Origin of the sequence: Pseudomonas sp. WS 5010 (genome assembly GCF_012985565.1) — a bacterium.
In the GTDB taxonomy this organism is placed as follows: domain Bacteria; phylum Pseudomonadota; class Gammaproteobacteria; order Pseudomonadales; family Pseudomonadaceae; genus Aquipseudomonas.
Genome location: NZ_JAAQWQ010000002.1, coordinates 191,685 through 218,671, shown reverse-complemented (window position 1 = coordinate 218,671; position 26,987 = coordinate 191,685). Strand labels below are relative to the sequence as shown.

The window sequence follows — 26,987 nt, the reverse complement described above, 5'->3', positions numbered from 1 at the left end:
GTGCGCCCTTAATGCATCACCACAATCCCCATCACCAATACCACCGGCCAGGCCAACATCGCGGCCCGCCACCCCGGGGGCGCATGCCGCAGTTCCATAAACCCATCGGTAATCATCCAGGCCTTGGCCACTGCTGCCAACACCACTATCCACCACAGCCCCGCAGCGCCCGACATGACCGTGCCTACGCTCAGCAGCACCAACGCGCCCCAGCAGGCCAGCAGCCTCACAACACGTACACCAGGGGAAACAACACCACCCATACCAGATCCACCATGTGCCAATAGAGCACCCCTGACTCGAACCCCGACTGGCGCCCCGGTCCATAAGCCCCACGCCAGCAGTGCAACGCCAGCCATGCCAGGATCACCATCCCCAACAGGACATGCAGGAAGTGAAACCCGGTCAGAATCCAGTACAGGGTAAAGAACGTGCTGTGCTCCAGCCCCAGTCCGGCAGCGGCCAGGTGCCCGTACTCGCCAAGCTTGATCCACACATACACCACCGCCACCGACAGCCCCAACAGCAATAACCCACTTGCCCGCCGAGGCTGGCCGGCAAGCAGTTGTTGCTGCGCCAACGCCGCCAGCAGGCCGGCTGTCAGCAGGCTCAGGGTCATAGCCAGGCCGGTGGAGGTATCCAGCTGTGCGCGGCCTTCGGCAAAGGCTTGGGGCTGGAGCATCTGGGCCGCCGCAAAGGCGAGGATCAGCAGCGCAAACACCGAGAGTTCGGCGAGGATGAAGAACCACATCGCCAGGTCGCCCGGCAGGCGCCGTTCAACTGAAGTGAACATCAACCACGTCCATCAGGGCCGCAACGGTTTGCGGATCATCGCTCAGCGCTTCAGCCAGGCACGCCATGCACGCTTCACGCGGGTGCATGCCAGCGGCAATCAGGCGCGCGGTGAAGATCAGCAGGCGCGTCGACGCCACCTCTTCCAGATCATGCTGGTCCAGCCGGCGCAAGGCCTGCCCCAGGCGTACCACCTGGGCCGCCAGGGCGCTGTCTACCTGGGCTTCGCGGGCGACGATGCGTTCTTCTTCCAGGGGCGACGGATAGCCAAAACGCATCGCGACGAAGCGCTGGCGGGTGCTGGGTTTCATGCCTTTGAGCAGGTTCTGGTAACCGGGGTTGTAAGACACCACCAGCATGAACGACGGCGGCGCCTTGAGGACTTCGCCCGTGCGTTCCAGGAACAGCTCGCGACGGTCATCGGCCACCGGGTGCAGGACCACGGCGGTGTCCTGGCGCGCCTCGACCACTTCGTCCAGGTAGCAGATACCCCCTTCACGCACCGCGCGGGTTAGCGGGCCATCCTGCCACCAGGTGCCCTGGGCGCCGATCAGGTGACGGCCGATCAGGTCGGCGGCGCTGAGGTCGTCGTGGCAGGCCACGGTGTACAGCGGCAGTTGCAGACGATGAGCCATATGCTGGACGAAGCGGGTCTTGCCGCAGCCGGTGGGGCCCTTGATCAACACTGGCATGCGGTGGCGCCAGGCGTGTTCGAACAACTCATGCTCGTTGTTGACGGCTTGGTAGAAGGGTTCGGTCATGGTGCACCTTGCATGGGCAACGGGTTTGACGGCCACGCTACGGGGCCCTGCGACAACCTGGCAAGCCGTACTCAAGGCAAACTTGATCGCCGTCAAGCGGTCATTCACCCGCCTCGACATAGTCTCTGCTGGCACTAAGAACCTGCGTTCTACCCGGATCGCAAAGGTCTTGCCTGAGGAGAGATGGAATGCTGACTCGCAACAAAACACCCTTCGTACTGACGCTGGCCAGGCTCAGCTGCGCGCTGGCCCTGGCCCTCTCAACGCAGGCCTTCGCGGCTGCACCTGCACCGGCGACGGCCATGGTCAAGAGCCCCGGCGCACCCGACTTGAGCCAAGCCGAGTTCGATGCCTCGAAGCAGATCTACTTCGAGCGCTGCGCCGGCTGCCACGGTGTGTTGCGCAAGGGCGCCACCGGCAAGCCGCTGACCCCGGACATCACCCAGGCCCGGGGCCAGGCGTATCTGGAAGCCTTGATCACCTACGGCTCCCCCGCCGGCATGCCGAACTGGGGCACCTCCAATGCGCTGACCAAGGCGCAGATCACCAGCATGGCAACCTTCATCCAGCACACCGCGCCGACGCCGCCGGAATGGGGCATGGCCGAAACCCTCAAGACCTGGAAGGTACTGGTCAAGCCCCAAGACCGCCCGAAGAAGCAGCTCAACACGCTGAACCTGGAAAACCTGTTCTCCGTCACCCTGCGTGACGACGGCAAAATCGCCCTGATCGACGGCGACAGCAAAAAAATCGTCAAACTCATCGACACCGGCTACGCCGTGCATATCTCGCGGATCTCTGCTTCGGGCCGCTACCTGCTGGTGATCGGCCGTGACGCCAAGATCGACATGATCGACCTGTGGCCCGCCGAGCCGACCAAGGTCGCCGAGATCAAGGTGGGCATCGAGGCCCGCTCGGTGGAGACCTCCAAGTTCAAGGGCTATGAAGACAAGTACGCGATTGCCGGTTCCTACTGGCCGCCGCAGTTCACCATCATGGACGGCGAGACCCTGGAGCCCAAGCAGATCGTCTCGACCCGTGGCATGACCGTGGACAAACAGGAGTACCACCCTGAACCGCGTGTGGCGGCGATCATCGCCTCCCACGAATGGCCGGAGTTCATCGTCAACGTCAAGGAAACCGGCAAGGTGATGCTGGTCAACTACCAGGACATCAAGAACCTCACCATCACCACCATCGACGCCGCGCCTTTCTTGCATGACGGCGGTTGGGACAGCACCCACCGCTACTTCATGACGGCCGCGAACAACTCCAACAAGGTCGCGGTGATCGACTCCAAGGAGCGCAAGCTCACCGCCCTGGTGGATGTGGGCAAGACCCCGCACCCCGGTCGTGGCGCCAACTTTGTGCACCCGCAATATGGTCCGGTATGGGCCACCAGCCACTTGGGTGACGGTGGGGTTTCGGTGATCGGCACCGACCCGGTCAAGCATCCGCAGTACGCCTGGAAGCAGGTGACCTCGCTCAATGGCCAGGGCGGTGGCTCGCTGTTTATCAAGACCCACCCCAACTCGCGGCACCTGTACGTCGACACCACCCTCAACCCCGACACCAAGCTCAGCCAGTCGGTGGCCGTGTTCAATATCGACAAGCTCGACGCCGGCTACACCGTGCTGCCGATTGCCCAATGGTCGGGCATCAAGCAAGGCGCCCTGCGCGTGGTGCAGCCGGAATACAACAAGGCGGGCGATGAAGTGTGGTTCTCGGTGTGGAACGGCCAGGAAGAGGAGTCGGCGCTGGTGGTGGTCGATGACAAGACCCTCAAGCTCAAGAACGTGATCAAGGACAAGCGCCTGATTACCCCGACCGGCAAGTTCAATGTCTACAACACCCAATTCGACATTTATTGAGCTTCATCAACAAGAGGCAACCCAATGAAAAATATCCTGCTTGCACTCGCGGCCCTGGGCGCGGCGTTGAGCCTGTCCACGGCCGTTGCCGAGGATGGTGCGGCGCTGTTCAAGAGCAAACCCTGCGCTGCCTGCCACACCATCGACAGCAAGATGGTGGGGCCGGCGCTCAAGGAAGTCGCGGCAAAAAATGCCGGCGTCAAGGACGCTGACAAAACCTTGGCCAGCCACATCAAGAACGGTACCCAGGGTAACTGGGGACCGATTCCGATGCCGGCCAACCCCGTCACCGACGCCGAAGCCCTGACCCTCGCCCAATGGGTGTTGAGCCTGAAATAAGCACAAGGAGCACGCCATGCAAGTCTCGATGATCGGTTCGGCCATGGCGTTGCTTTTCCTCATTCCCGCGCCGGTGCACGGAGCACCGGCGCCTGCGCGCCAGGTCCAGCTGGAACACCTGCTGACCCAGGACTGCGGGGCCTGTCACGGCCTGCACCTGACCGGTGGCCTGGGCCCGGCCCTGACGCCCCAAGCCCTGGCCGGGCAGACCCGCGATGCCCTGATTGCCACCGTGACCTATGGCCGCCCTGCCCTGGCGATGCCTGGCTGGGCGCCGTTGCTCAATGCCGGCGAAATTGCCTGGCTGGTGGATCGCCTCCTGCAAGGAACCCCTGCGCCATGATCCGTCCCCTGTTTGTGTGCATTGCCGGCCTGTTGCTCACGGCCTGTGTCCAGCCACCGCTACGCGGCACCGGCGACCTGGGCCTGGTGGTAGAGCGTGCCAGCGGCAGCCTGCTGATTATCGACAGCAGCCACCAGGCGCGCCTGGCCCGGGTCGAGGGGCTGGGGGATCTGTCCCACGCCTCGGCGGTGTTCTCCCGGGACCAGCGCTACGCCTACCTCTTTGGCCGGGACGGCGGGTTGACCAAGATTGACCTGCTGACCCAGCGCATCGACCAACGCCTGATCCAGGGCGGCAACAGCATCGGCGGCGCGATCAGCCAGGATGGGCGCCTGATTGCGGTCTCCAACTACCAACCGGGCGGGGTCAAGGTGTTCGACGCGGTGACCCTGCAACAGGTGGCCGATATCCCGGCCACGCCCGTGGCCGACGGCAAACGCTCGCGGGTGGTGGGCCTGGTGGATGCGCCAGGGCAGCGCTTTGTGTTCAGCCTGTTTGATACCGACGAGATCTGGAGCGCCGATTTCAGCCAGGGCAACACCCCGGCCATCACCCGCTTCAGCGGTATTGGCCGCCAGCCCTATGACGCGCTGATCACTGCCGATGGCCGTTACTACATGGCCGGTTTGTTTGGCGAGGACGGCATGGCCCAGCTCGACCTGTGGCACCCCGAACTGGGGGTCAAGCGCGTGCTGGCCGATTACGGTCGCGGCCAGGAAAAACTGCCGGTGTACAAGATGCCGCATCTGGAAGGCTGGGCCGTGGCCGACAACCAGGCGTTCGTGCCCGCCGTGGGCCGGCACCAGGTGCTGGTGATGGACGCACGCACCTGGCAGCAGACCGCCGCCATCGCCGTGGCCGGCCAGCCGATTTTTGTCACCGCACGGCCTGATGGGCGCCAGTTGTGGGTCAACTTCGCCTACCCCGACAACGATCGGGTGCAGGTACTCGACAGTGAAACCCACCAGGTGGTCGCGGACCTGCGCCCCGGCCCCGGTGTGCTGCACATGGAATTCACCGGGCGCGGTGAGCAGCTGTGGTTGTCGGTTCGCGACGGCCAGCAGGTGCAGGTCTGGGATCCTTATCGTTTGACCTTGCTCAAGACCCTGCCGGCCGACAGCCCCAGCGGCATCTTCTTCAGCAGCCGCGCGCAAAAAATGGGGTACTGAGATGGAACTGGATGAACTGACCGCACGCCTGATCGACCGCTATCAACACGGCATGCCGCTGTGTGCCGAGCCTTACCTGGAAATGGCGCAAACCCTGGGTTGCAGCGAGCGCGAGCTGATGGCCTGCCTGCAACGCCTGGAACTGGCGGGCGCGCTGTCGCGGGTCGGGCCGGTGTTCGATCACAGCCGTGCCGGCGCCAGTACCCTCGCCGCCCTGGCTGTGCCCGCCGAGCGCCTGGAGCAAGTGGCGGCGCGCATCAGCCGCTACCCCGAGGTCAATCACAACTACGCCCGCGAACATCACTACAACCTGTGGTTTGTGCTGACCGGGCCTAATCGCCGCCATCTGGAACAGATCCTGGAAGAGCTGGAAAAGGACACCGGCCTGATCCCCCTGGACCTGCCCATGCTTACCTCCTACCGCATCGACCTGGGTTTCGCCCTGGGAGTCCACCCGTGATCGCGCCGCTGAACCATGAACAATTGCTTGACCTGCGCCAGTGCCTGGAGCGCGGGCTGCCGCGCGTGTCGCGGCCCTATGAAGACCTCGCCGAGCAGATCGGAGCCCATCACCTGCAAGTGCTCAAGCAGATGCAGCAATGGCAGGAACAGGGTCTGTTCCGCCGCGTCGGCCTGGTGCTCAACCACCGCGCCCTGGGCTATGTGGCCAATGCGATGCTGGTGCTGGATGTGCCCGATGCACTGATCGATGAAGTCGGCCAGCGCCTGGGCCGCGCGCCGGGCATCACCCTTTGCTACCAGCGGCCACGGCGCTTGCCGCACTGGCGCTACAACCTGTTCTGCATGGTGCACGGGCGTGAACGCGCAGCGGTACAGGCGCAGATCGAGGCGCTGCTGCAACAGCATCTGCTCAGCGACCTGCCCCACCACCTGCTGTTCAGCACGCGCATGTTCAAGCAATGCGGCGGGCGTTTTGCGCCGCCGCCGTCACAGGTATGGGCCCATGGATGAACTCGACCGGCAACTGATCAACCGCCTGCAACGGGGCCTGCCGCTGGTGCGTGACCCATGGCAGGCAGTGGCTGATGAGCTACGCAGCACGCCCGACGCGTTGCTCGACCGCCTGCACCTGCTGCTCGAAGACGGCGTGCTGACGCGCTTCGGGCCGATGTTCGACATCGAGCGCCTGGGGGGCGCGTTCACCCTGGCCGCCCTTGCGGTGCCCGAATCACGTTTTGAAGAGGTCGCGGCGCAACTCAACGACCTGCCGCAAGTGGCCCACAACTACCGGCGCGAGCATCCCTGGAACATGTGGTTTGTGCTGGCCTGCGCAACCTGCGACGACCTCGACCAGACCCTGGCGCATATCCACACCCTGACCGGGCTTGAGGTGCTTAACCTGCCCAAGGAGCAAACCTACCATGTCGGCCTGTATTTCCCGGTTTGACGAGAACCTGGCCCAGCGCCTGATCCATTTGACCGAAGCCGGCCTGCCGCTGGTGGAAGACCCCTGGACCTGGCTCGCCGAGCAACTGGGCATCAGCGTCGAATCGACCCTGGACCTGCTCAAGCGCCTGCAAGGGGAAGGCGCCATCCGCCGGATCGCCGCCGTGCCCAATCACTATCGCCTGGGCTACCGCCACAACGGCATGACCGTGTGGGATGTGTGCGACGAACAGATGCCGCGCCTGGGCGAGCTGATCGGCGCCCAGCCCTTTGTCAGCCACTGCTACCGCCGCCCCCGGCGCGCGGATTGGCCGTACAACCTGTTCGCCATGGTGCATGGGCGCAGCCGTGAAGAAATCGACAGTTACCGCGAACACCTGCGCTTCCTGCTGGGCGATGCCAGCCGGGCGGACGAGATGCTGGTGAGCAGTCGCATCCTGAAAAAAACCGGCTTGCGCCTGAGCTCTCCCCTCGCTCCTGCACGTGCGCGCTGAAGAAGGAACATCTTATGCTTAGGATCAGTCATTACCTGCGCACCCTGGCCGGTCAATGCCCACCACCGCGCAGCGCCAAACCGGGCAGCCAGCGCGCGCCGGTGGTGATCTGGAACCTGCTGCGCCGTTGCAACCTGACCTGCAAGCACTGCTATGCCACCAGCGCCGACAGCGTGTTCCGCGATGAACTGGACACCGAGGCCGCACTGAAGGTGATCGATGACCTGCACGAGGCCGGGGTCAAGGTGTTGATTCTCTCGGGCGGCGAACCCCTGCTGCGCGAGGACCTGTTCCAACTCAGCGCCTATGCCCGTGCCAAGGGTTTTTTTGTTGCGCTGTCGAGCAATGGCACGCTGATCGATGAAGGCAACATCCAGCAGATCGCCGCCGCACGCTTTGACTATGTGGGCATCAGCATCGATGGCTTGAAGGCCACCCACGATGCATTCCGCCAATGCGAAGGTAGTTTCGAGCGCTCGATGCACGCCATCAACCTGTGCCGCCAGGCGGGTATCCGCGTCGGCCTGCGCACGACCCTGACCCAGGAAAACCACGCGCAGCTCCCGCAATTGCTGGCCTTGATGCGGGAATACGATGTGCAGAAGTTTTACCTCTCGCACCTCAACTACAGTGGGCGCGGCAAACGCAGCCGGCAACTGGACGCGCACCAGCAGATGAGCCGCGAGGCCATGCTGATGATTTTCCAGCAGGCCTGGGACGACATCCAGAATGGCGTGGCCAGTGATTTTGTCAGCGGCAACAACGACGCCGACGCCGTGTTGTTGCTGCAATGGGTGCACCAGCACCTGCCGGAACACTACCCGCAACTTGAACACCTGCTGCATGCCTGGGGCGGCAATGCCTCGGGCAGCGGCATTGCCAATATCGACAACACCGGCGAAGTGCACCCGGACACTTACTGGTGGCAATACTCGGTGGGCAATGTGCGCCACACCTCGTTCCGCGAGATCTGGCTGGAGCGCCCCGACCCGTTGCTGCTGCGCCTGCGCCAATACCCACGCCAGATCGGTGGCCGTTGTACCGAGTGCCGCTGGCTGGGGATCTGCAACGGCAACACGCGCACCCGCGCCTGGGCCGACGGCGACCTCTGGGGCCCGGACCCCGGTTGCTACCTCAGCGATGCAGAGATCGCCCGTACACCGCCCACCTTGATTCCTTGCTCGGCACGCTGAACCACCGGCCGGCCACCTGGTGACACAACCGGGGGCCGCCAACCTGATGATGAACCAAGGAAGTCTCATGCACTCATCCCACGCATTACCCTCCGTGCTGCACAGCCCCTTCCACCCCGGCGAAGTCGCCCTGGTCGGCGCCGGCCCCGGTGACCCGCGCCTGCTCACCCTGCGCGCCTGGAGCCTGCTGATGCAGGCCGATGCGGTGGTGTTCGATCGCCTGATCAGTGCCGATCTGCTGGCCCTGATCCCACTGACCTGCGCCCGGCATTACGTGGGCAAGGCCAGCGGTTATCACAGCCTGCCCCAGGCGCAGATCAACGAACTGCTGGCCGAACTGGCCCAGCAGGGGCAGCGGGTGGTGCGACTCAAGGGCGGCGACCCGTTCGTGTTTGGCCGCGGTGCCGAAGAGCTGGAGTACCTGCTGGCGCAAGGTGTGTCGTGCCAGGTGGTGCCCGGCATCACGGCGGCATCCGGTTGCAGCGCCTATGCGGGCATCCCGCTGACCCATCGTGACCTGGTCAACTCGTGCCGCTTTGTCACCGGGCATTTGCAGCGCGACGGCGAATTGAAGCTGCCCTGGGACAGCCTCGCCGACGGCAGCCAGACCCTGGTGTTCTACATGGGCCTGTCGAACCTGGCGATGATCGCCGAGCGCCTGATCGGTGCCGGCCTGCCCGGCGACACGCCAGCGGCGCTGATCTGCAACGGCGCCCGCGCCGACCAGCAGGTGCATCGCGGCACCCTGCGCCTGCTGCCAGCCCTGGCGCTGATGTGCGAGCCCGGCGTGCCGACCTTGACGGTGATCGGGCAGGTGGTCGACCTGTTTGCCGACGCCGCCCTGCACTACCCCGCCAGCCTTGTGCCCGGCCACTTCGCGGCGTCCAGGGTGGCGGTATGAAACGCCTGTGGCTGGTGCCGCTGCTCTGGGCCAGCGCCGCCCACGGCGCACCGGATGCCGCCGCCGATTACCAGCAGCATTGCCAAAGCTGCCATGGCCCCAACCGGGTCGGCAGCAGCGGCCCGGCGTTGTTGCCCGAGAGCCTGGGGCGAATCAAGCCGGCCGAGATGCGCCAGGTGATCGAACACGGCCGCCCGGCCAGCCAGATGGCGGCATTCGCGCCGCTGCTGACGGCGCAACAGATCGACGCGCTGGTGAGTTTTCTGCAACAGCCGCCGGCCACCCCCGCGACCTGGAACGAACAGGATATCCGTAGCAGCCATCGCCAATTGGCCGACCTCAGCCAACTGCCGAGCACCCCGCAACACCACGCCGACCCGCTGAACCTGTTTGTGGTGGTGGAGTCCGGCGACCATCACATCGATATTCTCGACGGTGATCGCTTTGAAGTGCTCGACCGCTTTGCCTCGCACTTTGCCGTACATGGCGGGCCGAAATTTTCTCCGGACGGGCGTTTTGTGTACTTTGCTTCGCGCGACGGCTGGATCAGCCTGTATGACCTGCACAACCTCAAGTTGATCGCCGAGGTCCGCGCCGGGCTCAATACCCGCAACCTCGCGGTGAGCAAGGACGGGCGCTGGGTGCTGGTGGGCAATTACCTGCCGGGCAACCTGGTGGTGCTGGATGCGCGCGATCTGTCGCTGGTCAAGACCTTACCGACAAACTCGCGGGTCAGCGCGGTGTACACCGCTCCTCCGCGCAACAGCTTTATCGTCGCCCTCAAGGATGTGAATGAGGTTTGGGAGTTGTCCTATGCGGCGCCCAGCCCGAGCTTCGAACCCCGGCGCATCCAGGCCCAGGATGTGCTCGATGACTTCTCCTTTTCACCTGACTATCGCCAACTGCTCGCCACCTCGCGCAAGGCCGGCGGCGGGCAAGTGATCGACCTCGACTCCGGGCAGGTGATCACCGACATTGCGCTGGCCGGCATGCCGCACCTGGGCTCGGGGACTTACTGGCAGCGCAACGGGCAGTGGGTGTTTGCCACGCCGAATATCAGCAAGGGGCAGATTTCGGTGCTGGACCTCAAGACCTGGAAGCTGATCAAACAGATCCCCACCCTCGGGCCGGGGTTCTTTATGCGCAGCCACAGCAACTCGCGCTATGTGTGGAGTGATGTGTTTTTTGCGCCCGGCAATGATGCGATCCACTTGATCGACAAGCAGACCCTGGAAATCGCCCACACCTTGCGGCCCATGCCGGGCAAGACGGCGGCGCACGTGGAGTTCACCCGGGATGGGCGTTACCTGCTGTTGAGCATCTGGGATCGCGAGGGTGCGTTGATCGTGTATGACAGCCAGACGCTGCAGGAGGTCAAGCGGATTCCCATGAACAAGCCTTCGGGCAAGTACAACGTGGGGAACAAGATCGAGTTTGCTGAGGGGACTTCACATTGATGTGGGGGTGGGTGACTGGCGATAGCGGTGTACCCGCCAAGAGGGATGGTGAGTGGGCTGCAGCTATCGCGGGCAAGCCCGCTCCCACAGGGGATCTGCTTGGCCACACCACCGACCCACTGTAGGAGCTGGCTAGCCCGTTCTCGCAGGGGATCTCGCTCAGAAGGCGTAGGTAGCCCCCAGGCTAAGCACTTCGCCTTTGATCTGGGCTTTTCCCTCTAGCGACGCGGCGCCAAGACGGTCAATGTTCTTGGTCTTGAGCTTGACACTTTGCACAAACTGCCGCGAATAAGCGCCGTCGATGCTCAAGCCCGGAATCGCCCGGATGTGGTAGCCAAAACCCAGGGACGCAAATACCCGATCACCATCCGGGATCCGTGGGTCGCGGGTGGAGTTGGGGGTTGGGGTCTGGTCAAATGCCACGCCGCTGCGCAGGGTGAAGTCGTCGGTGAGGGCGTAGTCGCCACCGATGGCGTACGTCCAGGTGTTTTTGTAGTTGTACGGAATCGATACCAGGGTGCTGCCATCCGACTTCAAGGTCAGCGCCTTGAACGATGACCATTGGGTCCAGGTGGCACTCAGGCCCAGGGTCAAGCGCTCAGAAAACCGGTGGACCCAGTCCAGGGACGCATTGGCCGGGATGTCCAACTGTGCCGAGGCATTGGCACCACCGGGATACAGATGCAGGCCCGGATAGGCCAGTTCGACCAGGGTCTTGCCATCGAGTACCGGGGTGGTCATCAGGTCCCTGGAAAGTGCATCGGCGTGGATATTGTATTTACCCTCCAGCTTGTTACTGATCTTGGCGTGGTAGTTCAGGCCGAAGGTGTCGTGCAACGTCGGCTTCCAGGCCATGCCGGCAAACCAGCCCAGGGAGGTGTTGTCGACCTTGACCCGCATCAAGGCGCTGCCCTGGCCCGCCGGAAAGGGAATGTTGCCCAGGTCCGGCGACTGCGCGGCGGCGGCATACAGGTCGACGTTCTGGCTCACGAAGCCTTTGGTGTGCTGCACAATCGCACCGCCGCCCACGGCAAACTGCTCATTGACCTTGAACGATAACGAACCGGTCAGGCCCACGGTTTCGATCTTGGTGTCCACCGCAAAGTCGCGGCCTTTCCAATCTTCGTCCCACGTCGTGCGTGCGCCCATGGGCACCACTTGGCTCAGGCCGAAGGCAAAGCGCTCGTTGAGCGGTATCACCACAAAGCCGCTCGGCACCCAGGCGTCGAAGCCGCCTTGGCCACCGTTGCCAGTACGGGGGGTGGACGTCGTGAGGCCAGTGTCCGGGTCGAACACCGTGCTGGACGCCGGATTGCCCATGTAGTCATGTGCCGAGCCTTTGTATTTGATGTCGATGTCGGCGTAGTTGAGGGTGAACTGCGAGATGCTCTGGTCAATAAATGCCATCGCCGCCGGGTTGTTGTAGGCCGCCGAGGGATCGTTCTGGAACATCGCCCCTCCACCGAACGCCCGCCCCCAGCCGGCAGTACTGGCCGTCGGCGTCATGAATGCGCCCGCCTGGACCTGACTGCCCCCGGCCATCAGCCCAGCCCACATTGCCAGGCCGAGGCATACCCGGGCCTGCTGCTTCTTGTCACTCATGCTCGACTCCTTTTTGTTATCCGCCGTACAACAGGCGCCTCTATCGAGGCGCCTGCCTTTCACGGGTGATCAGCCCTTTGCACCAGAGAGTGAGTTGCTCACGGCCCTACGCTGAGCGTCGGCACCCTGACGCTCAAGGATTGGACGGCGCAGTTGCCGGACAGCGGTTGGTTTTTACCGGTCAGGGTGCGGGTCGCCTGGTCCCATTCACCATTCAACGTACCCGCGCCGCAGTTGGATGCCGGGAATGCCACGGTCCAGCCCACGTTTGACACGGTGCCAGTGCCGGTGCCGGTGCTCGCGTTATAGCTGGTGGCGGTCAACACCCAGCCAGGAGACGGAATGTTTTTCAGCTTCGGCAGATTGCACAGGCCACCGCCGGTCAATGTGGCCGACGTCACGGTGGCGACACCACCGCTGACATTGCCGCCGAACACGATGCCGCACGAAATGGGAGCTCCCAGGGAAGATGGCGACGTTACAACAATGGTGCCTGGATCAGTGGTAAACGGGCCTTCCGGGGTGATCGACACAGCGCTGGCCATGGAAGCTGCGCCAAACAACAGAGCAAAGGAACTTATACAAACGAGGGTCTTCAAGCTTTTCATTATTTTTCCTCACATAAATAGCGAACTAAGTCGCCGGGATAATGGCCATGATCAAGCGCCCACGGTAAACCGCAAGACGCTCTTTCCAGCCAAATTCAAATTCAACTAACGATATACTTACACTTGTTTAAGCAACAACTTCCCGAGTCAAAGCCGCATTGAGTCCGCCGTAATGATTAATCGGCAGATCACTAAAAGCCAAACTTTGCGCAGGTGTAACTTAAAATCCTTGCGCGCCTCAAATGCCATGCCTGCCGCACTAAAAGCCAAGGCATAGACACTGAGCAAGGACACAGCCATTAAGTAAGTTTCAATTTAAAATTCTTTTTCAAAATTCGTATTAAATAATCTACCTGAAAAAACGCCGCACACCAGAGGGCATTTTCCATTTGCGACTAGTCCTACGAATTAGCTGTGTATGCAGTAGGAAGACCCATTAAAGCGGACACTTCAATACGCGGGTTATATGTAGAAGGATTTATACGCCGGCCTGCGCATTACCATTGGCCGCACATTTGCGCACAAAGTCTTGTACCCCGTCACAGGGCAATGCTTTGCTGAAATACCAGCCCTGGATAATCAGCTCTGCCCCGGCGTGGCCCCTGCCCGACTGCACGAAGGCCAATTGCTCGGCCGTTTCCACCCCTTCAACCACCACTCCCAGGTTCAGCGCTTCGCAAAAGCGCAACATGCCGATCAATACCTGGGCGCCCTTGGGGTCCTGCTGGGCCACGACAAAGCTGCGGTCGATCTTGATGTAGTCCACCGGGAACTGGTGCAGATAACTCAGCGCGGAAAACCCGGTGCCAAAGTCGTCGATATAGACCTTGGCCCCAATGCCCTGCAGTTTTTCGATCATCTGCCGGGTCATCTGAATGTCGCCCACCAGCGCATCCTCGGTAATCTCCACCGACACCTGGCCGTTGGCCTGGGACAGGATTTGCACCAGTTGCCGGCCATACGCCGGGGCGGTCAGGGTGGCACTGGAGACATTGATGGTGATCGGCAGCGCAAAGCCGATTTTCTGCCACTTCAGGTATTGGCGTACGGCCTGGGAGGCGACCCACAAGTCCACGTCCGGCATCAACCGGGCCTGGGCCAGCCACTGGAGGAACTCCCAGGGCGAGTGCACCTTGCCTTGGCCATCGCGGGCCCGCATCAGTGCTTCGCAGCCAGTGCACAGGCCCGTCAGGCAGGACACCTGGGGTTGGTACTCCAGGTAGAACTCGTAGTCGCTGATCTGCTGGATCCTGCTCAATTCAATGGCCTGGCGTGCCAGCGCCTTGTGCGACGCCAGCACCGGGTCCAGTTCCAGCAGGCGGCCTTTTTCTTCGAGCCCGTGAAAGGTCATGTCAAATGACTTGAGGTAAACCGTACCGCCCTCTTGCGCCTGGCGATGGATCGCGCGCACGTAGGGCGCATAGACGAGCGTGCCCAAGCCCAGCAGCACCAGTTGCAGCGCCACCGCAGCCAGGTCGCCCTGGGTGCTCAGGTAGGCATTGAGCAGCACCGGCGCGGTAAATGGCACGCTGGCCACCGCAGGCGAGACCCAGCCGGCCTGCACCACCAGTAACGCCAATACCGTGTTGATCACCGGCACGGCTAAAAAGGGTATGAACAGGCGCGGGTTGAGGATGATCGGCAAGCCGAACAGCAACACTTCGCTGACGTTGAACAGTGACAGCGGCAGGCTGGCCACTGCCAGCAGGCGCATGGATTGGGTCTTGGAAAACAGCAGGATCGCCAGCAACAGGCACAGGGAACCGCCAGCGCCACCAATAAAGGCAAAGCAGCCCAGCAGGCCGCCGTTCAACAGGTACAGGATCGGTTCCCCCGCCGCCAGCGCCGTGCTGTTGAGCACCACGGCCTGGTCCAGTGCGTCAAACAGCGGTTGCATCGCATACACACCATGGATGCCAAAAAACCACAGCAGCGAGTTAATCGCCGTGACAAACATCCCGCTGCCATAAGGCGACTGCAACGCATCAAGCATTACCGGGCCCTGGAACTGCACCACATGGGGTACCTGCAACAGCAACGACAAGATCACCACCAGCAGCAATGCGGTGATTGCCCCTGGCACCACCATGTTGACGGTGCCCTTGAGGTTGTGCCCCACCAGGTCTTCGTTGACCAGGCGGGTCCAGCGCCACCGATGCAGCCAGGCAATCGCCGGGACATTGATCAGTGGCGAAGCAATGGCAATAAACAGAACGAAGGTTGCCGACGCCCGTGGAAAATCGCGCAGGACAAAGGTCGCAATGACCACATGCGCCAGGCACAGGAAGGCCACCGGCAACTGTGGCAAGCGGTGCTGGATCGCCAGCATATAGCCGATGGAAGCCGCCACCAGCAGCGGGATCACTGAACTGATCTTGGCGTGCAGGCCCGCCAGGAAGGCCACCAGCGGCGGGGGAAAATCGAGGATACGCGCACATTCAGACAACAGCAGGAACCCTGCCGAAACCAGCAGGCACGGCAAGATCCATAGCAAGCCTTCGCGGATGGCCCGCAACGACTCTGTGCTCGCCAAAGCCGCCAGGCGCCGGGTGAAGAAGAGTTTGAACAGCGTTTGCGCCATGATTATCTCCTTGCCCTGGGGCCATCCCAGCGGGGCCAGCCCCTCGACCAGAGTCTTCAACGATGGCTTAACGCTACACGTGCAGGCCGCGAAAATGAAAGGACTTTGCCGCGTCTGGCGGCAATGCGCCGTCTTGCGGGGCCAGTTGGCGTGCAGACAAGGGTGTAATTTCCTACGCTTTTTGAAACAATAGTGCGCTTACGGGCCTTGCGCCCACGCGTCTGGAGCAGGTTTTCGGAACCAACTACAGCCCGCACAGGTCATCAGCTTCGTGGGTCTGTCGACCCCCAGGCCGGTATCGAACGACTCGAGCCACGGACCACTTTTACACCCAAGGGGTCGGTACGCCGACTGCCCCAGGGATCTCAGGGAGATGTATTGAACATGCAACGCAGGATTTCAAATCGCGCACGACCTCTGGTTTTCACTGTAGTGCTCTGGTTGTGTGGGGTCGCCGTACTGTTTTTGATCAAGGCCGCGGTCGAAGCCGTCGAAGGGCCTATCAGCAAAACCTGGGTCGACTTGACCCTGGTGCTCGCTGCGTACCTGTTTTTCTTTATGCTCGATCCGCTGCAACAGTGGACGGCCAATCGCCTGCGTAAACGCGCCCGCCGCAAGAGCCGCTACGAACAAGCCTCGTCCTGAGGTCGGGCAACCTGTACTGCTGGAGTAACCCCTTGTCTGAACCTGGCGAAAACCTTCGGCTTGCCCTGGATATTTTCCTGGAGCAGCGCCCCGAGCTGCGCGCCGAACTGGACACGCTGAACCCCCTGGCCGCCCAGGCCAAGCGCGAAACCATGGCCCAATACCGTGCCGAACGCCTGCACGAAGCCTTTGAGGCCGAGGCCGAGGCGCAGAACCTGTTCGCCTGGGAGCTGACGCTGCAGCTGATCAGCCAGTCGCCGCAGGAGTTCGAGACCAAGCGCCTGGAAGTGCATAAGGAAGTGGCCCAGATGGCAGGCCTGGAGTGGGCTGAGTACTGTCAGTTACATGGCCTGGCTGACCGTAGCGGGTAACCTTTGCGGGCAGCGAAAACGGCATCGCGTCGCGACATCACACCATTGCCAGCGGATGCTTGCGTATCGGCGCACCGAATACCCGGTCGATGGCGTCCAGGTCATGCTCGTCGAGCACCAGCCTGGCCGCCGCCGCGTTGAGGCGCACGTGCTCGGGGGTCACGGCCTTGGGGATGGCGATAACGCCGTCCTGGCGCAATACCCACGCCAGGGCAACCTGGGCCGGTGTCACCCCATGGCGACGGGCAATCTGCTTGAGGGTGGGGCTGGCCAGCAGCTGGCCACCCTGGGCGATTGGGCAGTACGCCATCAACGGCAGGTTGTGTTGTTGCCACCAGGGCAACAGGTCGAACTCGATGCCGCGTTGTTCGATGTTGTAGAGCACCTGATTGGTGGCGCAGGCAGGTGATGCCAACTCTTGAAGGTCCGAGACGTCGAAGTTGGACACACCCCAGCGCCCGATTTTGCCGGCGTCACGCAGCCGTTCAAAGGCTTCAACCGTTTCTGCAAGGGGGTATTGCCCGCGCCAGTGCAGGAGGTACAAGTCGATGTGGTCGGTACCCAGGCGCTTGAGGCTGGCTTCGCAGGCGCGGGGAATCCCGGCTTTGCTGGCGTTGTGGGGGTAGACCTTGCTGACCAGGAACACCTGCTCGCGGCGCCCCTGGATCGCCTGCCCGACCACTTCTTCAGCACCGCCCTCGCCGTACATCTCGGCGGTGTCGATCAGGGTCATGCCTTCGTCGATGCCCAGTTGCAGCGCAGCGACTTGTGCCGTTCGCTGTCCAGGGTCTTCACCCATACGCCAAGTGCCTTGGCCGATGACCGGAACCGGGGTACCCGCCAGATCGATGGTGCGCATGCCAACCTCCAGATAAGTGTGCGTTGCCCTAATGTGGCACTGAGCGGGCTGCGGGGTTCAATGCAAATCCGTGGGCATGCCCCGAAACGCACTGGGGCTGAGCCCCGTCCAGCGCTTGAACGCTCGGCGAAAACTGCGTACGTCACTGTAGCCGACCTCTTGGGTAATACGCTCGATGGACAACCCGGGGTTGCCCAGCAGCCCCATGGTGCGGGAGCGACGTACCTGTTCGAGCAAGGCTTCGAACGTCAGCCCATGGTCGGTCAGGCGCCGGCGCAGGGTGCGCCCGCTCATGTTCAGGTCACGGGCAACTTTTTCTAGCTGGCTGCCCTGCAAGTCGCGGGAAATGGCGCGTTCCACCGCTTGGATCAGGTCCATTTTGCGGTGCAGTTCGGCACTTTCCAGTTCCAGCAGGCCAAGGGCCTGACGCAATGCCAGGGCATGGTGGTTGGGCAACGGCACATCAAGCCACCGGGTCTCCAGGACCATGCGGTTATGCAGGCAGCCAAAGCGCACATCGTCACCGAACAAACGCTGGTACTCGCCGGCATACACCGGCGGCGCATGCATGAATTCCATGCGCAATGGCTTGAACTCGCTGCCCACCAGGGTGCGACCGTAGATCATGAGGCTGGCGAAGAACTCCTCGGCGGCAAACACCTGGACCTCGGCATAAGGCAACAGGCATTCGACATCCACCATGACCTCCTGCGTGCCTTCATGGGTGCGTGAGGTGGCGATACCGCCGGAGGTGTGCTGGTGGCGCTCGCCCACGGCAAAGGCATCGCGCAAGGTCTTGCACAACGAGATGACATGCCCCAGCAGGCCCAGGGTGCCCAGCACGTTCTGATTGCCGACACACAGGCCCAGGCCCTGCTCGGGCAGGATCTTGAGGGCACGCTGGATCATCGCCACCGCCTGGCGATAGGAAATGCGTAGCGCCGGGTCTTCCAGGTCGGCCAGGGTAAACCCCAGGCCACGGCACAGATGCTCGGCATTGGCGCCCTTCTGCGCCACGACCTGCCCCAGGGTCTGCAGGAGAAAAGGCGACACCAGCGCCAATTCGTAGTGTGGATCAACGGTTTTGCTGTGCATGGATCTGCGATTCCCGACTCTATGCCCGGTTATTGTTTTAGAAACATCCTGACAATCATAGGTGCTTGCAAGGCTCGCCGCACTCTGAATGAACGGTGTCCGGCAAAGCCCCCTTATGTGGCCGCCAATACCCTGCCCACTGGGGCGCCAAGGGCTTATTTGTATGGGCCAGGCCCCGGTGAGGGCCGACCTTCCAACAATAATAATGAGCCCAGCCATGAACCCAACCCGCGCGCTTGCCCCCCTGCCCCTTGCCCTGGCCCTTATCAGCCTGCCGACCCTGGCCACGGAGGGCGGCGTGGACAATATCGGTACCGGTACCGATGGCTTTTACATCCTGCCCCTGGATGTCGATCACCTGCCGGACCACATGTTCGCCTTCAACCTTTACTACAACCACTATGAAGCGACGAAACTGGACATCAGCTCCCTGGGGGGCAAAGTAGCGCAGGTAAAGATCCGCTCGGACGCGATCATCCCGCGCCTGGACTACCTGAGCCCGCTGCGGGTGTTTGGCGGGCGGCTGGGCGGCTACATTGCCCAGCCATACCTCAAGCAACAAGTGGCGCTGTTCGGCATGTCGGACCAACGCGAAAGCATGGGCGACACCACCATCGCGTCGATCATCCTGTGGGACCTGGGCACAAACCTGACCCTGGGCGCCGCCGTGGAAATCACTGTGCCTACCGGTGAGTACGATGCCTCGCGCCTAGCCAACACCAGCAACAACTTCTACACCTACAAGCCGCTGGTGTCGGTGACATGGCTACCCAACGAGCGCACTGAACTGTCGATCAAGACCACCTACAGCTTCAACCAGGAAAACCACGACACCGACTACCGCTCCGGGCAGATTTTCCACTTCGACTACTCGGCCAGCTACAAAGTGAGCGACAACGTCAGCCTGGGCATCAATGGCTACTATCTCAAGCAGACGACTGACGATAAGCAGTACGGGCGCACTGTCACCACTATCTACGGCGAAGACGTCGACGATGGGGTGCGGGGCCAGGTGTTTGCGGTGGGGCCGGCGGTGTACTTCACCTTTCTCAAGTACGCCAGTGCGGAGATCCGCTGGGCCAAGGAATATGATGTAGAGAACCGGCCGCAAGGCGACATGTTGTGGGCCAAGCTAACGATCCCGTTTGCGTTGTAGCCGCCCTGCAACAAGGCCTTTGCCACAGGCCGGTTCCTACACAGGCATGCGCAGTTTCAACCCGTGTAGACCGGCCAGCTGTCGACAATTTTGCCGCCGCGCACCGCCAGCAGATCGCCAAACTGCAACAGCACCGACTCAGTCTGAGTCGGGCGCAAGAACACCTGATCGTCGATGTTCAAGCCAACCCCCGGCGAACCATTGACCATCTCCTGATTGGAGCTGCGGCCATACAAGCCATTACTTTGCAGCCCCAGGGGCGACTCGAACTCAGCCATCCAGTTACCGCCATAGATAAAGAACGTCGCGCACTGGTTGCGATCCCACCAAGACAGTAACCGGGACTTGTCGTCCAGCGCCGGGATGTTGACCGCGCCGGTGCTCTTGAGCACCGGCGTGGCGATGTAGGCCGCCGGGACGTGCTCGCTGAGGGAGGGCAAATCATAATGCGTGGGTTTGAGCATGGCGGTGCCCACAGAGACTTCGCTGCTCAACTGCTCCTGCTCATGCATCCCATAGCTGGGGCTGCCAGCGGTATTGAGCGTCAGGCCATCACGCCACAACGCGGCAAACTGCTGGCGGGTAAAGTCGACAAAACCGTGGTAACGCTGCATGACCTTGTCGAACAACGCCTGGGGCGAGCCCAGGATGCCCGGCACGCCCATGCCGACAAACGGGTCATAGCCCATGAACCCTGCAAACTCCAGATGCTGGGGATGCGCACTGATCAGTCCGAGCATCTGCCCCAACACTGCGTTATCGCTGATACCGCCGCGATGCAGGCCCACATCCAGCTCGATATTGATCCGCAGCCGTGTGCCCAGGCCCTGGGCCAGCGCCAGGTATTGCTGCAGGCGCTGTGGCGTATCCAGCAGCCACTGCAATTGCCGGGCGGGGTCGAAAGGCCCCTGGTGCCCTTGATAAAACAGCTCGGCAGAACGCACCGGCAACGGCTTGCCCAGCAGGATCTCGGCGTCGGGGAACACCTGGGCATCATGGTTCAGAAAGGGTTGGTGAAACGACATCAGGCGCTGTGTGCCGGCGCGCTGGGCAATGTAGGCCAACAGCCCCGGCGCAGGCAGGGATTTTTCCACCAGCCGCAGGTGCTTGCCGCCGCGCCGCACTGATTGCATCACGATGTCGATGTTGTGATCCAGACGATCCAGGTCAATCAGCAACACCGGACGCATCGGCCCATGGGCCTTGAGCTGCTGGTTCAACTGGCGAAAATACGCGCTGTACGGCGCGCCCCGATCAGCCGGACGCAGCAGCGCCGCGCCCGCCACCAGCAAGGCTCCGGCGCCGAGGGTGCCTGCCATGAAGTTTCTGCGGTTCATCAGGCAACTCCCAGGATGGATGACAGGTGCGCGTTAAGGAACTTGCCGCCGGGATCGAGGGCCTGGCGCACCCGCGCGAACTCATTCCAGCGCGGATACAGGCCCTGCAAGGTGCGGGCATTGAGGCTATGCAATTTGCCCCAGTGCGGCCGGCCGGCGTATTTCCAGAAGATCGGCTCGACCGCGGCGAAGAAGTTGTGATGGTCCATGGTGTAGTGCTGGTGCACCGAGATCGAACAACTGTCGCGGCCTTCAAACATGCTCAGGGGAATATCGTCGGCCTTGACGTAGCGGTACTCGATGGGAAACCAGGTACGCAGGTCCTTGTCGCGGATCAACTTGAGGATTTCCCGCAGGCAGGCCGGGCCATGTTCGGCGGGCACCGAATACTCCATCTCGTTGAAACGCACATTGCGCACGTTGGCGTAGACCTCGAACGATTCGGCCACCCGGTCCTGGAAGCTGGCGAAATAGCGCAGGCTGTTGAGCAGTGTGCGGCGGGTTGCGGGGAAGTCGCTGGCATATTTGTCGAGGTTTTCGATTATCGACACGAACTCATTGCCGCCCGCCTCTGCCGGGTCGATTGGCGGGGTCGGGGCTTCGCTGGTTTCGTTGAGGGCGATGGACAACGCGTAGTCGGAATGGGTCACCACCAGCATCTCCCAGTGCTGGTTCTCCCGGGTGTTGTTTGCCACGTCCTCCAACAGCTCCTCGGTGCGGGCGATCCATTGGCGCTCCCGCAGGCGATAAGGCGTGCGGTTTTGCATGCGCACGCGGGTGGCCACGCCAAGCGCGCCCAGGGACACTCGGGCGACGTTGAACACCTCGTGTTCCCGCCCAGCGTCGCACTCCAGCACCTCGCCCTGGGCCGTCACCAGTTGCAGGCCGGTGACACCGGCAGAATACGAGGTAAAACCGACCCCGGTGCCATGGGTCGAGGTGGAAATGGCGCCGGCCAGGGTCTGGTAGTCGATATCTGCCATGTTCGGCAGCGCCTGGCCGACCGCCTTGAGCGCAGGCCCCATACGGGACATGGGCGTACCGGCGGCAAAGGTGGCTTGCAGGCTGCCGGGGTCGTGATCGAGCAAACCATTGAAAAAACTCAGCGACAGTAACGTGCCATCTGTCGGTACCAAGGCGCTGAATGAATGGCCCGAACCCACCGGGCGGACCTTGCCCGGGGCGTGGCGGATGACCTGCACCAACTCATCCAGGTCCTTGGGCGCCAGGCGCTCCAGGGGCAGGCAGGCTTGTGCACCCGACCAGTTGCGCCACGGGATCAAGCGCGGCGCCCGGGCCAACTGGGCCAGCGCCGGGTTGCTGCTGATTGCCAGGAACGCGCCGACTGCGGCCGAACGCTGCAACAGTTGCCTGCGTGAAAGCACCATCACCTACCCCATTATTATTGAATGTGAACACCGGCCATGAAGCTGATCAGCCCCAGGAACTGCTCCTCGGAACACTGCATGCACAGACCCATCGGCGGCATGCCGTGGTAGCCGTTGAGGGTATGGTCCAGCAGCGTGTCTGCGCCCTGGGCAACACGTGGGGCCCAGGCCTGGCTGTCGCCGGTCAGTGGCGCGCCGGATGCAGGGTTGGCGTGACAGAGTTTGCAACTGGTGTCGTAGAGCCGGGCCAGCGCCAGGTCGGTGGGCACGGCGTTGCTCGCCGTGGCGGGCGGGGGATGTTGCGGTTTGTCGTTACAGGCTGACAGCAGGCCCAGCAAGGCCAGCAGCAACCCCATGCGACGGGGGGTTGTAGACCACATAGCCACCCTCTCTTGTTGTGTGAACAGCAGGGTTCACACTAAGTCAGTGGCGGCGCGGTGTTGAGGGTATTGGGGGACACAAAGGGGGGCTTGGGCGGACAGGGTCGGGCGACCGGCGCTCCATCACAGACCGCCGGCGCCCGCGACAACTGGCTTAGAACGCCAGGCCGACCTTGAAGCCGTACTCATCGCGCTTGAGCTTGGTGTTATCGGCTACTTCGGAATCCTCATCGAGCTTGTACTCGGTGCGGGTGTAATACAGGCCGGCCATCACTGGCAGGTCGCCGTTCTGGTTCATCAGCAGGCTGACTTCGGCGTAGGGATTGGTGCGGTCCTTGAGGTCCACGGTGTCGCTGCCGATGCCGTCGACCTTGAGCTTGGCGCGGCCGTCGAGGGTGTGGCGCGCACCCAGTTCGACGCGCATGGTCATGCTGTCGAACTGATGGTTGTAACCCACCGCCGCCTTGGCAAACGGCGACTTGCTGGTGAGTTTCATGTCGTAGTCGCCAGAGTCCGGCTCATAACGGGTCCAGCTGTAGCCACCACCGACCAGCACATCGACGAAGTTGCGCGCATCCAGGGCGGCGCGCCAGCCCAGATCGAGATCGGCCTGGCCGTCTTTGAGCTTGTTGTCACTTTTCTTGCCGAACTTGGCGTCTACACCGGCCTGGTAGATGAAGCCGGATTCGGCAGTCAGCTTGTTGCCGAAGTTATAGAACACCCCGGCTTGCGGCATATGGTCCTTTTCGCTTTCGCTACCGCCTTCGAGCTTGAAGTCGTTGTAGCTGCCCAGGATACCGAAGGTGGAAATCGGGTCGGTGGACGGTGCAGCAAAAACCACGGCCGGCGCGGCAACCAGGGCCAGGACCGAAGAATTCTTGAGGATTTTTCCGAATAGTCTGGACATCGTTTTACATCTCCTTTTGAGGTGGGCAAATTATTCAGGAATCGGTTCGAACCCCCTGTTTTGCAAAAGGTTCGATTTAATTTGCCTTGGATTCGGAGGTAAAACGCTTCAGCGAAGGCTCTAGATCAAGCCTCTATACAAATCCGCATCAAGTCTGGGCCAATATTTGCGCCAGTCGCAGGCGTAGTTGCGGGTGTTCGGGTACGCGCAAACCAAACGCCTGCTGCAGCAGCGCCAACAGTTCGTCGACATCGCTGATCGTGCGTTTCTCGCTGTCGCGGCCCAGGTGATGAACCGCGTAGTTGCCATTGTTCAAGGTGCGGCGCAGCCCCGGTGCGATCAACGCCACTTTCAACTGCCTGCGAAATGGCGAGTCGGGGTGAGTGGAGACATACCAGTTGCCCACTTCATAGTCGTAGTGCGACTGCGACTGCAGGTCGAATACGTACAGCCCACGCCACTCCTCGCCTACCTGGGCCCACAGGGTGTAGCTGCCGGCATTCAAGGTCAGGCGATAGGGTTCATGGGCGGTGGCCTGTGGCGCCAGGTTGTCCAGTTGCAAGGGGCTGCTTGGCACCATGCCACCAAACCCGACATCGCTGATGTAGCGCACACCCTCAAGGGTCACCAGGCTCAGGCGATGGGTGCGCGCGGTATGCGCATCAGGCGGCCCGCCGATCACCACCCGACCGGTGATTCCTCGCGCCTCGAAGCCCAGCTCTTGCAACAAGGCCAGGAACATCTGGTTCAGTTCATAGCAATAACCCCCCGCCCGTCGAACAGGACTTTTTGCTCGATGCTGGCCAGGTCAAGGGGCACCGGCAGGTGTGACAGGACCGAGAGGTTCTCGAAGGCGAAGGTACTGACATGGCGCAATTGCAACTGCGCCAGGGTCGCCAATGTGGGCGCGGGCGGGGTGTCATACCCCAGGCGTTGCAGGTACAGGCGGCTGTGGGTCAGGCTCGGTGAATCCTGGGACATGGCGCGATCCTTGGGCGCGGGGCGAAGGTTCCACTAATACCCGTAACCGTTGCCGCTGCCAATACTGATCTGTGGCAATGGGTCGTAGGGATGTGGCACAAACTTTCTGAACCTTTCTGAACCTAATTGCATCAACTCCATATCAAAACAGGGAGGCAATATGGGCACGGCAACGATCTACACCATCCACTACAGGCTGCACGGCGAACCCAAGTCCTTTGTGGTGCGGGCGGAGGTGATGAACAACGCCGAGGCATGGCATTGGGCCAGCTGTGATGCGGGAGTGGCCCATGTCGGGCGTATTGGCCGTCCTGGCCATGAGCGCACCAAGAAGACTACCCGGCCATGGGCGGAGAAATACGGCATCACCGAGGTTACCTGGCTCGCGCCCAAGCATTTGTAGGGGATGGTTTGTCGGCGATGGGCAATAGCCAAAGGGCCTCATCGCCGACAAGCCGGCGCCTACAGTTGTGGGGGCTATTTGGGTTTCAGGTTGCCCAGGGGGTCATAGGCCGGCTGCTTGCCGGCTTTGTGCTGCTTGTCCAGCGGGGCAATGGCCGGGCCGACGGGGTCAACCTGCGGGTCGGCCACGTCCGGGGAGTCTGGATCAAAACCCAGGTCGTGCTGGTCACTGGCGTGTTCCGAGGAATGCGGGCCAGCGGGCTTTTTCGATTGTTCAGTCACAGCCATCTCCTTCGCTTTGCTCACGATGCACACATTTCTTAGAGAAAACCCCGACCGCCATGGTTCAACTTTCTCACGCCCGCCGACAAACCGTGAGAAGATGCCGCGCCGCGCAATACCCCTACTTAGCTCATGGAGACTGCCCCCCGCATGTTTGAGATCAAACCTGTCGATCCGCAAACCTATCGCCAGCAGACCCGCCGCAGCACGTTGATCGTCGCGGTGATCTTCATCGCCCTGGCCATGCTGTTGTCGAGCCTGGCGGTGATGTTGTTTGGCGAGCCTGGCGGCGACAACTTTCGCTTCAATGTCGGCGGTGTGGTGGCGGGTGTGGTGCTGACCATCGCCCTGGTACGTGGCCCGCTCTGGTCACAGGCTTGGCTCGCGCCGGCGATCTATGGCTGGCAGCTCAAGCGCAGCCTGATGCGGGTGACCAATGTGATGCACAAGGTGACCGAGCGGGTACAGGCCAACGATCCGACGGCGATGAAGCTGCTGCGGTTCTATCACCTGGGGCTGACGCAAATGCACGAGCTGGACGCCAATACCAGCGCCCAGGCACAACTGGTCGCCGAGGCCGAGAAACATAAGGCGCAGATGAAGGCGCTGGGGATCAAGGCCGAGCAAACACGCCTGGATCCAGCGTGGTTGAAGGCCTTGAAGGACAGCTGATCGCTAGCCGCTCTCGGCGGCAAGCGGGTCAGGCGCAGATCGCGCTAAGGTCCAGGTGCCCGTCCTTGAGTGGCGGGCACCAGTAGTAACCACCGGTCAACGGCGTGCTGATGCGGTACAGGCCGTCGACAATCCCGTCTTCCAGGCCGCTCATGCGGCGCAACTGGGCTTCAAAGGCATCGAAGGAATGGCCGAACGCGAGGAACATCAACCCCGCCTGGCCGTTTTCGGCCCAGGGCATGGAGCGGCGCACCACAAAGGCCTCGGGGGTAAAGCTCTCCTGGGCGGTGCGCTTGACGTGGGCCGACTCGGGGGCGTCGTCCAGCTCTTCGTTATCGCCATGGCGACGCCCGATGATGTGGTCACGCTCCTCGGCCGGTAAGGCGGCGAACCCGTCCAGGTCATGTTGCCACTGCTGGATCGCGGCAAAGCTGGCGCCGCTGCCGGCGACGGCGGCTTCGATTGCCGCGTCGTCGTGGGGGTTTTCGGTGCCGTCTTCGTAGTCGGTCAGGTCAAAACCGGTCTTGTAGCGGAAACCTTCAGTCATCTGCACCAGGCGAAACGCCGGCGCCAGGGCCTTTTCAAAGGCCCGGCTGCGCAACAGCAATTCACCACGGTCTTCACCATGCAGCCAGCACCACAGCGCCTGCTGGGTGGACGGGTTGTTGGCACCGGGCGCCGAAACGTGTGGGAAGCTGCGCAGCCCTTCGATGCGGGCGCCGAGTGCATTGACCAGCGGCTCACCCAACCCCACCACCACTGCCGAGTCGGCCAACTGTACCAACGCGTCGAGCGCAGCCGGCACCGCGTCGATGGACTCGATGGCAAAAAACAGATGGCGTGCCTGCAACGGCACCGGTGCGGCAAGAATGCCCGGCTGGTACTGACTCATATGAACTCCTTCAAGAAAGCCGCGTAGTTTACCCGGCACAGCCCCACTGTGCGTAGGGAAATACGTGTAAGCCTTGCAACAGAGCCCTCGGATGGAGGAATC

The 26,987-nt window shown here is 62.2% G+C and carries 30 protein-coding genes and 1 pseudogene; 16 read left to right on the top strand and 15 right to left on the bottom strand.

What is annotated here, in order from left to right:
• Window positions 1-8: 8 nt before the first annotated feature.
• Genes HBO11_RS05890 through HBO11_RS05880 form a run of 3 tightly spaced genes read right to left on the bottom strand, consistent with a single transcriptional unit; the run spans window position 9 to window position 1,553 of the window.
• Window positions 9-263 (bottom strand): cytochrome C oxidase subunit IV family protein, encoded by a 255-nt coding sequence (locus HBO11_RS05890; protein WP_169953125.1) that lies wholly within the window; start codon window positions 261-263, stop codon window positions 9-11.
• The gene (locus tag HBO11_RS05885; RefSeq protein ID WP_169953122.1) at window positions 227-793 is read right to left on the bottom strand and encodes a cytochrome c oxidase subunit 3; all 567 of its coding nucleotides are present in this window, start codon (window positions 791-793) and stop codon (window positions 227-229) included. The genes HBO11_RS05890 and HBO11_RS05885 overlap by 37 nt, the downstream gene beginning before the upstream one ends.
• Entirely contained in the window at window positions 777-1,553 is a 777-nt protein-coding gene (locus HBO11_RS05880; RefSeq protein ID WP_169953120.1) for a CbbQ/NirQ/NorQ/GpvN family protein, read from the bottom strand. Before HBO11_RS05880 ends, HBO11_RS05885 begins: the two co-directional genes overlap by 17 nt.
• 302 nt (window positions 1,554-1,855) lie before the next feature.
• Here HBO11_RS05880 and nirS point away from each other — a divergent pair, with 302 nt between their 5' ends.
• The 11 genes from nirS to HBO11_RS05825 all read left to right on the top strand — a co-directional run bounded on the left by nirS (window position 1,856) and on the right by HBO11_RS05825 (window position 10,727).
• Window positions 1,856-3,424 (top strand): nitrite reductase, encoded by a 1,569-nt coding sequence (gene nirS / locus HBO11_RS05875; protein ID WP_262376912.1) that lies wholly within the window; start codon window positions 1,856-1,858, stop codon window positions 3,422-3,424.
• A gap of 24 nt (window positions 3,425-3,448) precedes the next feature.
• Window positions 3,449-3,763, top strand: coding sequence for a c-type cytochrome (locus HBO11_RS05870; RefSeq protein ID WP_169953116.1), 315 nt, complete (start codon window positions 3,449-3,451; stop codon window positions 3,761-3,763).
• Window positions 3,764-3,779: 16 nt separating this feature from the next.
• Window positions 3,780-4,106, top strand: coding sequence for a cytochrome c (locus tag HBO11_RS05865; RefSeq protein WP_169953114.1), 327 nt, complete (start codon window positions 3,780-3,782; stop codon window positions 4,104-4,106).
• On the top strand, window positions 4,103-5,275 hold the full coding sequence (locus HBO11_RS05860; protein WP_169953112.1) for a cytochrome D1 domain-containing protein: 1,173 nt from the start codon (window positions 4,103-4,105) through the stop codon (window positions 5,273-5,275). Before HBO11_RS05865 ends, HBO11_RS05860 begins: the two co-directional genes overlap by 4 nt.
• Window position 5,276: 1 nt before the next feature.
• Window positions 5,277-5,735 carry an Lrp/AsnC family transcriptional regulator gene (locus HBO11_RS05855; RefSeq protein WP_169864180.1) on the top strand — a complete coding sequence of 153 codons (459 nt, stop codon included), beginning with the start codon at window positions 5,277-5,279 and terminating at the stop codon, window positions 5,733-5,735.
• Window positions 5,732-6,247 (top strand): AsnC family protein, encoded by a 516-nt coding sequence (locus HBO11_RS05850; RefSeq protein WP_169953109.1) that lies wholly within the window; start codon window positions 5,732-5,734, stop codon window positions 6,245-6,247. Before HBO11_RS05855 ends, HBO11_RS05850 begins: the two co-directional genes overlap by 4 nt.
• Complete coding sequence (locus tag HBO11_RS05845) at window positions 6,240-6,683, top strand: Lrp/AsnC family transcriptional regulator (RefSeq protein WP_169953107.1); 444 nt, start codon at window positions 6,240-6,242, stop codon at window positions 6,681-6,683. Before HBO11_RS05850 ends, HBO11_RS05845 begins: the two co-directional genes overlap by 8 nt.
• Entirely contained in the window at window positions 6,658-7,176 is a 519-nt protein-coding gene (locus HBO11_RS05840) for an Lrp/AsnC family transcriptional regulator (protein WP_169953105.1), read from the top strand. Before HBO11_RS05845 ends, HBO11_RS05840 begins: the two co-directional genes overlap by 26 nt.
• A gap of 14 nt (window positions 7,177-7,190) precedes the next feature.
• Window positions 7,191-8,369 carry a heme d1 biosynthesis radical SAM protein NirJ gene (nirJ, locus tag HBO11_RS05835; protein ID WP_169953103.1) on the top strand — a complete coding sequence of 393 codons (1,179 nt, stop codon included), beginning with the start codon at window positions 7,191-7,193 and terminating at the stop codon, window positions 8,367-8,369.
• Between the two features lie 67 nt (window positions 8,370-8,436).
• Window positions 8,437-9,270 carry a uroporphyrinogen-III C-methyltransferase gene (gene cobA / locus HBO11_RS05830; RefSeq protein WP_169953101.1) on the top strand — a complete coding sequence of 278 codons (834 nt, stop codon included), beginning with the start codon at window positions 8,437-8,439 and terminating at the stop codon, window positions 9,268-9,270.
• Window positions 9,267-10,727, top strand: coding sequence for a cytochrome D1 domain-containing protein (locus HBO11_RS05825; RefSeq protein WP_169953098.1), 1,461 nt, complete (start codon window positions 9,267-9,269; stop codon window positions 10,725-10,727). Before cobA ends, HBO11_RS05825 begins: the two co-directional genes overlap by 4 nt.
• Window positions 10,728-10,886: 159 nt before the next feature.
• On the opposite strand, the gene HBO11_RS05820 is transcribed toward HBO11_RS05825, so the two are convergent.
• The 3 genes from HBO11_RS05820 to HBO11_RS05810 form a co-directional block, all read right to left on the bottom strand.
• A complete protein-coding gene (locus HBO11_RS05820; protein ID WP_169953096.1) occupies window positions 10,887-12,329 on the bottom strand; it encodes an outer membrane protein transport protein in 1,443 nt (480 codons plus the stop codon).
• A gap of 98 nt (window positions 12,330-12,427) precedes the next feature.
• Window positions 12,428-12,937, bottom strand: a complete 510-nt coding sequence (gene praB / locus HBO11_RS05815) for an alkane oxidation protein activator PraB (RefSeq protein WP_169953093.1) — start codon at window positions 12,935-12,937, stop codon at window positions 12,428-12,430.
• A gap of 478 nt (window positions 12,938-13,415) precedes the next feature.
• Complete coding sequence (locus tag HBO11_RS05810; protein ID WP_169953091.1) at window positions 13,416-15,518, bottom strand: EAL domain-containing protein; 2,103 nt, start codon at window positions 15,516-15,518, stop codon at window positions 13,416-13,418.
• A gap of 432 nt (window positions 15,519-15,950) precedes the next feature.
• On the opposite strand from HBO11_RS05810, the gene HBO11_RS05805 reads away from it, so the two are divergent.
• Window positions 15,951-16,163, top strand: coding sequence for a hypothetical protein (locus HBO11_RS05805; protein ID WP_346266482.1), 213 nt, complete (start codon window positions 15,951-15,953; stop codon window positions 16,161-16,163).
• Window positions 16,164-16,195: 32 nt separating this feature from the next.
• Window positions 16,196-16,534, top strand: a complete 339-nt coding sequence (locus HBO11_RS05800) for a DUF6388 family protein (RefSeq protein WP_169953087.1) — start codon at window positions 16,196-16,198, stop codon at window positions 16,532-16,534.
• 37 nt (window positions 16,535-16,571) lie between these two features.
• Here HBO11_RS05800 and HBO11_RS05795 read toward each other — a convergent pair whose 3' ends face one another.
• On the bottom strand, window positions 16,572-17,393 hold the full coding sequence (locus tag HBO11_RS05795) for an aldo/keto reductase (protein WP_169953085.1): 822 nt from the start codon (window positions 17,391-17,393) through the stop codon (window positions 16,572-16,574).
• Window positions 17,394-17,450: 57 nt separating this feature from the next.
• Window positions 17,451-18,488, bottom strand: coding sequence for an AraC family transcriptional regulator (locus HBO11_RS05790; protein ID WP_169953083.1), 1,038 nt, complete (start codon window positions 18,486-18,488; stop codon window positions 17,451-17,453).
• Window positions 18,489-18,705: 217 nt separating this feature from the next.
• Between HBO11_RS05790 and HBO11_RS05785 the strand changes: the two genes are divergently transcribed.
• Window positions 18,706-19,644: a transporter gene (locus HBO11_RS05785; protein WP_169953081.1), complete on the top strand. Its 939-nt coding sequence runs from the start codon at window positions 18,706-18,708 to the stop codon at window positions 19,642-19,644.
• A gap of 56 nt (window positions 19,645-19,700) precedes the next feature.
• Here the strand turns inward: HBO11_RS05785 and HBO11_RS05780 are convergent, their stop codons facing one another.
• The 5 genes and pseudogenes from HBO11_RS05780 to HBO11_RS05760 form a co-directional block, all read right to left on the bottom strand.
• Complete coding sequence (locus HBO11_RS05780; protein WP_169953314.1) at window positions 19,701-20,912, bottom strand: DSD1 family PLP-dependent enzyme; 1,212 nt, start codon at window positions 20,910-20,912, stop codon at window positions 19,701-19,703.
• A 68-nt stretch (window positions 20,913-20,980) separates the two neighbouring features.
• Complete coding sequence (locus HBO11_RS05775) at window positions 20,981-22,309, bottom strand: D-arabinono-1,4-lactone oxidase (protein WP_169953311.1); 1,329 nt, start codon at window positions 22,307-22,309, stop codon at window positions 20,981-20,983.
• Window positions 22,310-22,383: 74 nt separating this feature from the next.
• Entirely contained in the window at window positions 22,384-22,749 is a 366-nt protein-coding gene (locus tag HBO11_RS05770) for a c-type cytochrome (protein WP_169953079.1), read from the bottom strand.
• 154 nt (window positions 22,750-22,903) lie between these two features.
• The gene (locus HBO11_RS05765) at window positions 22,904-23,656 is read right to left on the bottom strand and encodes an outer membrane beta-barrel protein (RefSeq protein WP_169953077.1); all 753 of its coding nucleotides are present in this window, start codon (window positions 23,654-23,656) and stop codon (window positions 22,904-22,906) included.
• 148 nt (window positions 23,657-23,804) lie between these two features.
• Window positions 23,805-24,637 (bottom strand): annotated as a pseudogene (locus HBO11_RS05760) (arylamine N-acetyltransferase).
• A 160-nt stretch (window positions 24,638-24,797) separates the two neighbouring features.
• Here HBO11_RS05760 and HBO11_RS05755 point away from each other — a divergent pair.
• Window positions 24,798-25,040, top strand: a complete 243-nt coding sequence (locus HBO11_RS05755) for a DUF6555 family protein (protein WP_169953073.1) — start codon at window positions 24,798-24,800, stop codon at window positions 25,038-25,040.
• A gap of 74 nt (window positions 25,041-25,114) precedes the next feature.
• On the opposite strand, the gene HBO11_RS05750 is transcribed toward HBO11_RS05755, so the two are convergent.
• Window positions 25,115-25,321, bottom strand: a complete 207-nt coding sequence (locus tag HBO11_RS05750) for a DUF6021 family protein (protein ID WP_346266872.1) — start codon at window positions 25,319-25,321, stop codon at window positions 25,115-25,117.
• Window positions 25,322-25,471: 150 nt separating this feature from the next.
• Here HBO11_RS05750 and HBO11_RS05745 point away from each other — a divergent pair, with 150 nt between their 5' ends.
• Window positions 25,472-25,993, top strand: a complete 522-nt coding sequence (locus tag HBO11_RS05745; protein ID WP_169953069.1) for a DUF3087 family protein — start codon at window positions 25,472-25,474, stop codon at window positions 25,991-25,993.
• Between the two features lie 28 nt (window positions 25,994-26,021).
• On the opposite strand, the gene HBO11_RS05740 is transcribed toward HBO11_RS05745, so the two are convergent.
• Window positions 26,022-26,885, bottom strand: coding sequence for a Dyp-type peroxidase (locus HBO11_RS05740; protein ID WP_169953067.1), 864 nt, complete (start codon window positions 26,883-26,885; stop codon window positions 26,022-26,024).
• Window positions 26,886-26,987: the final 102 nt, after the last annotated feature.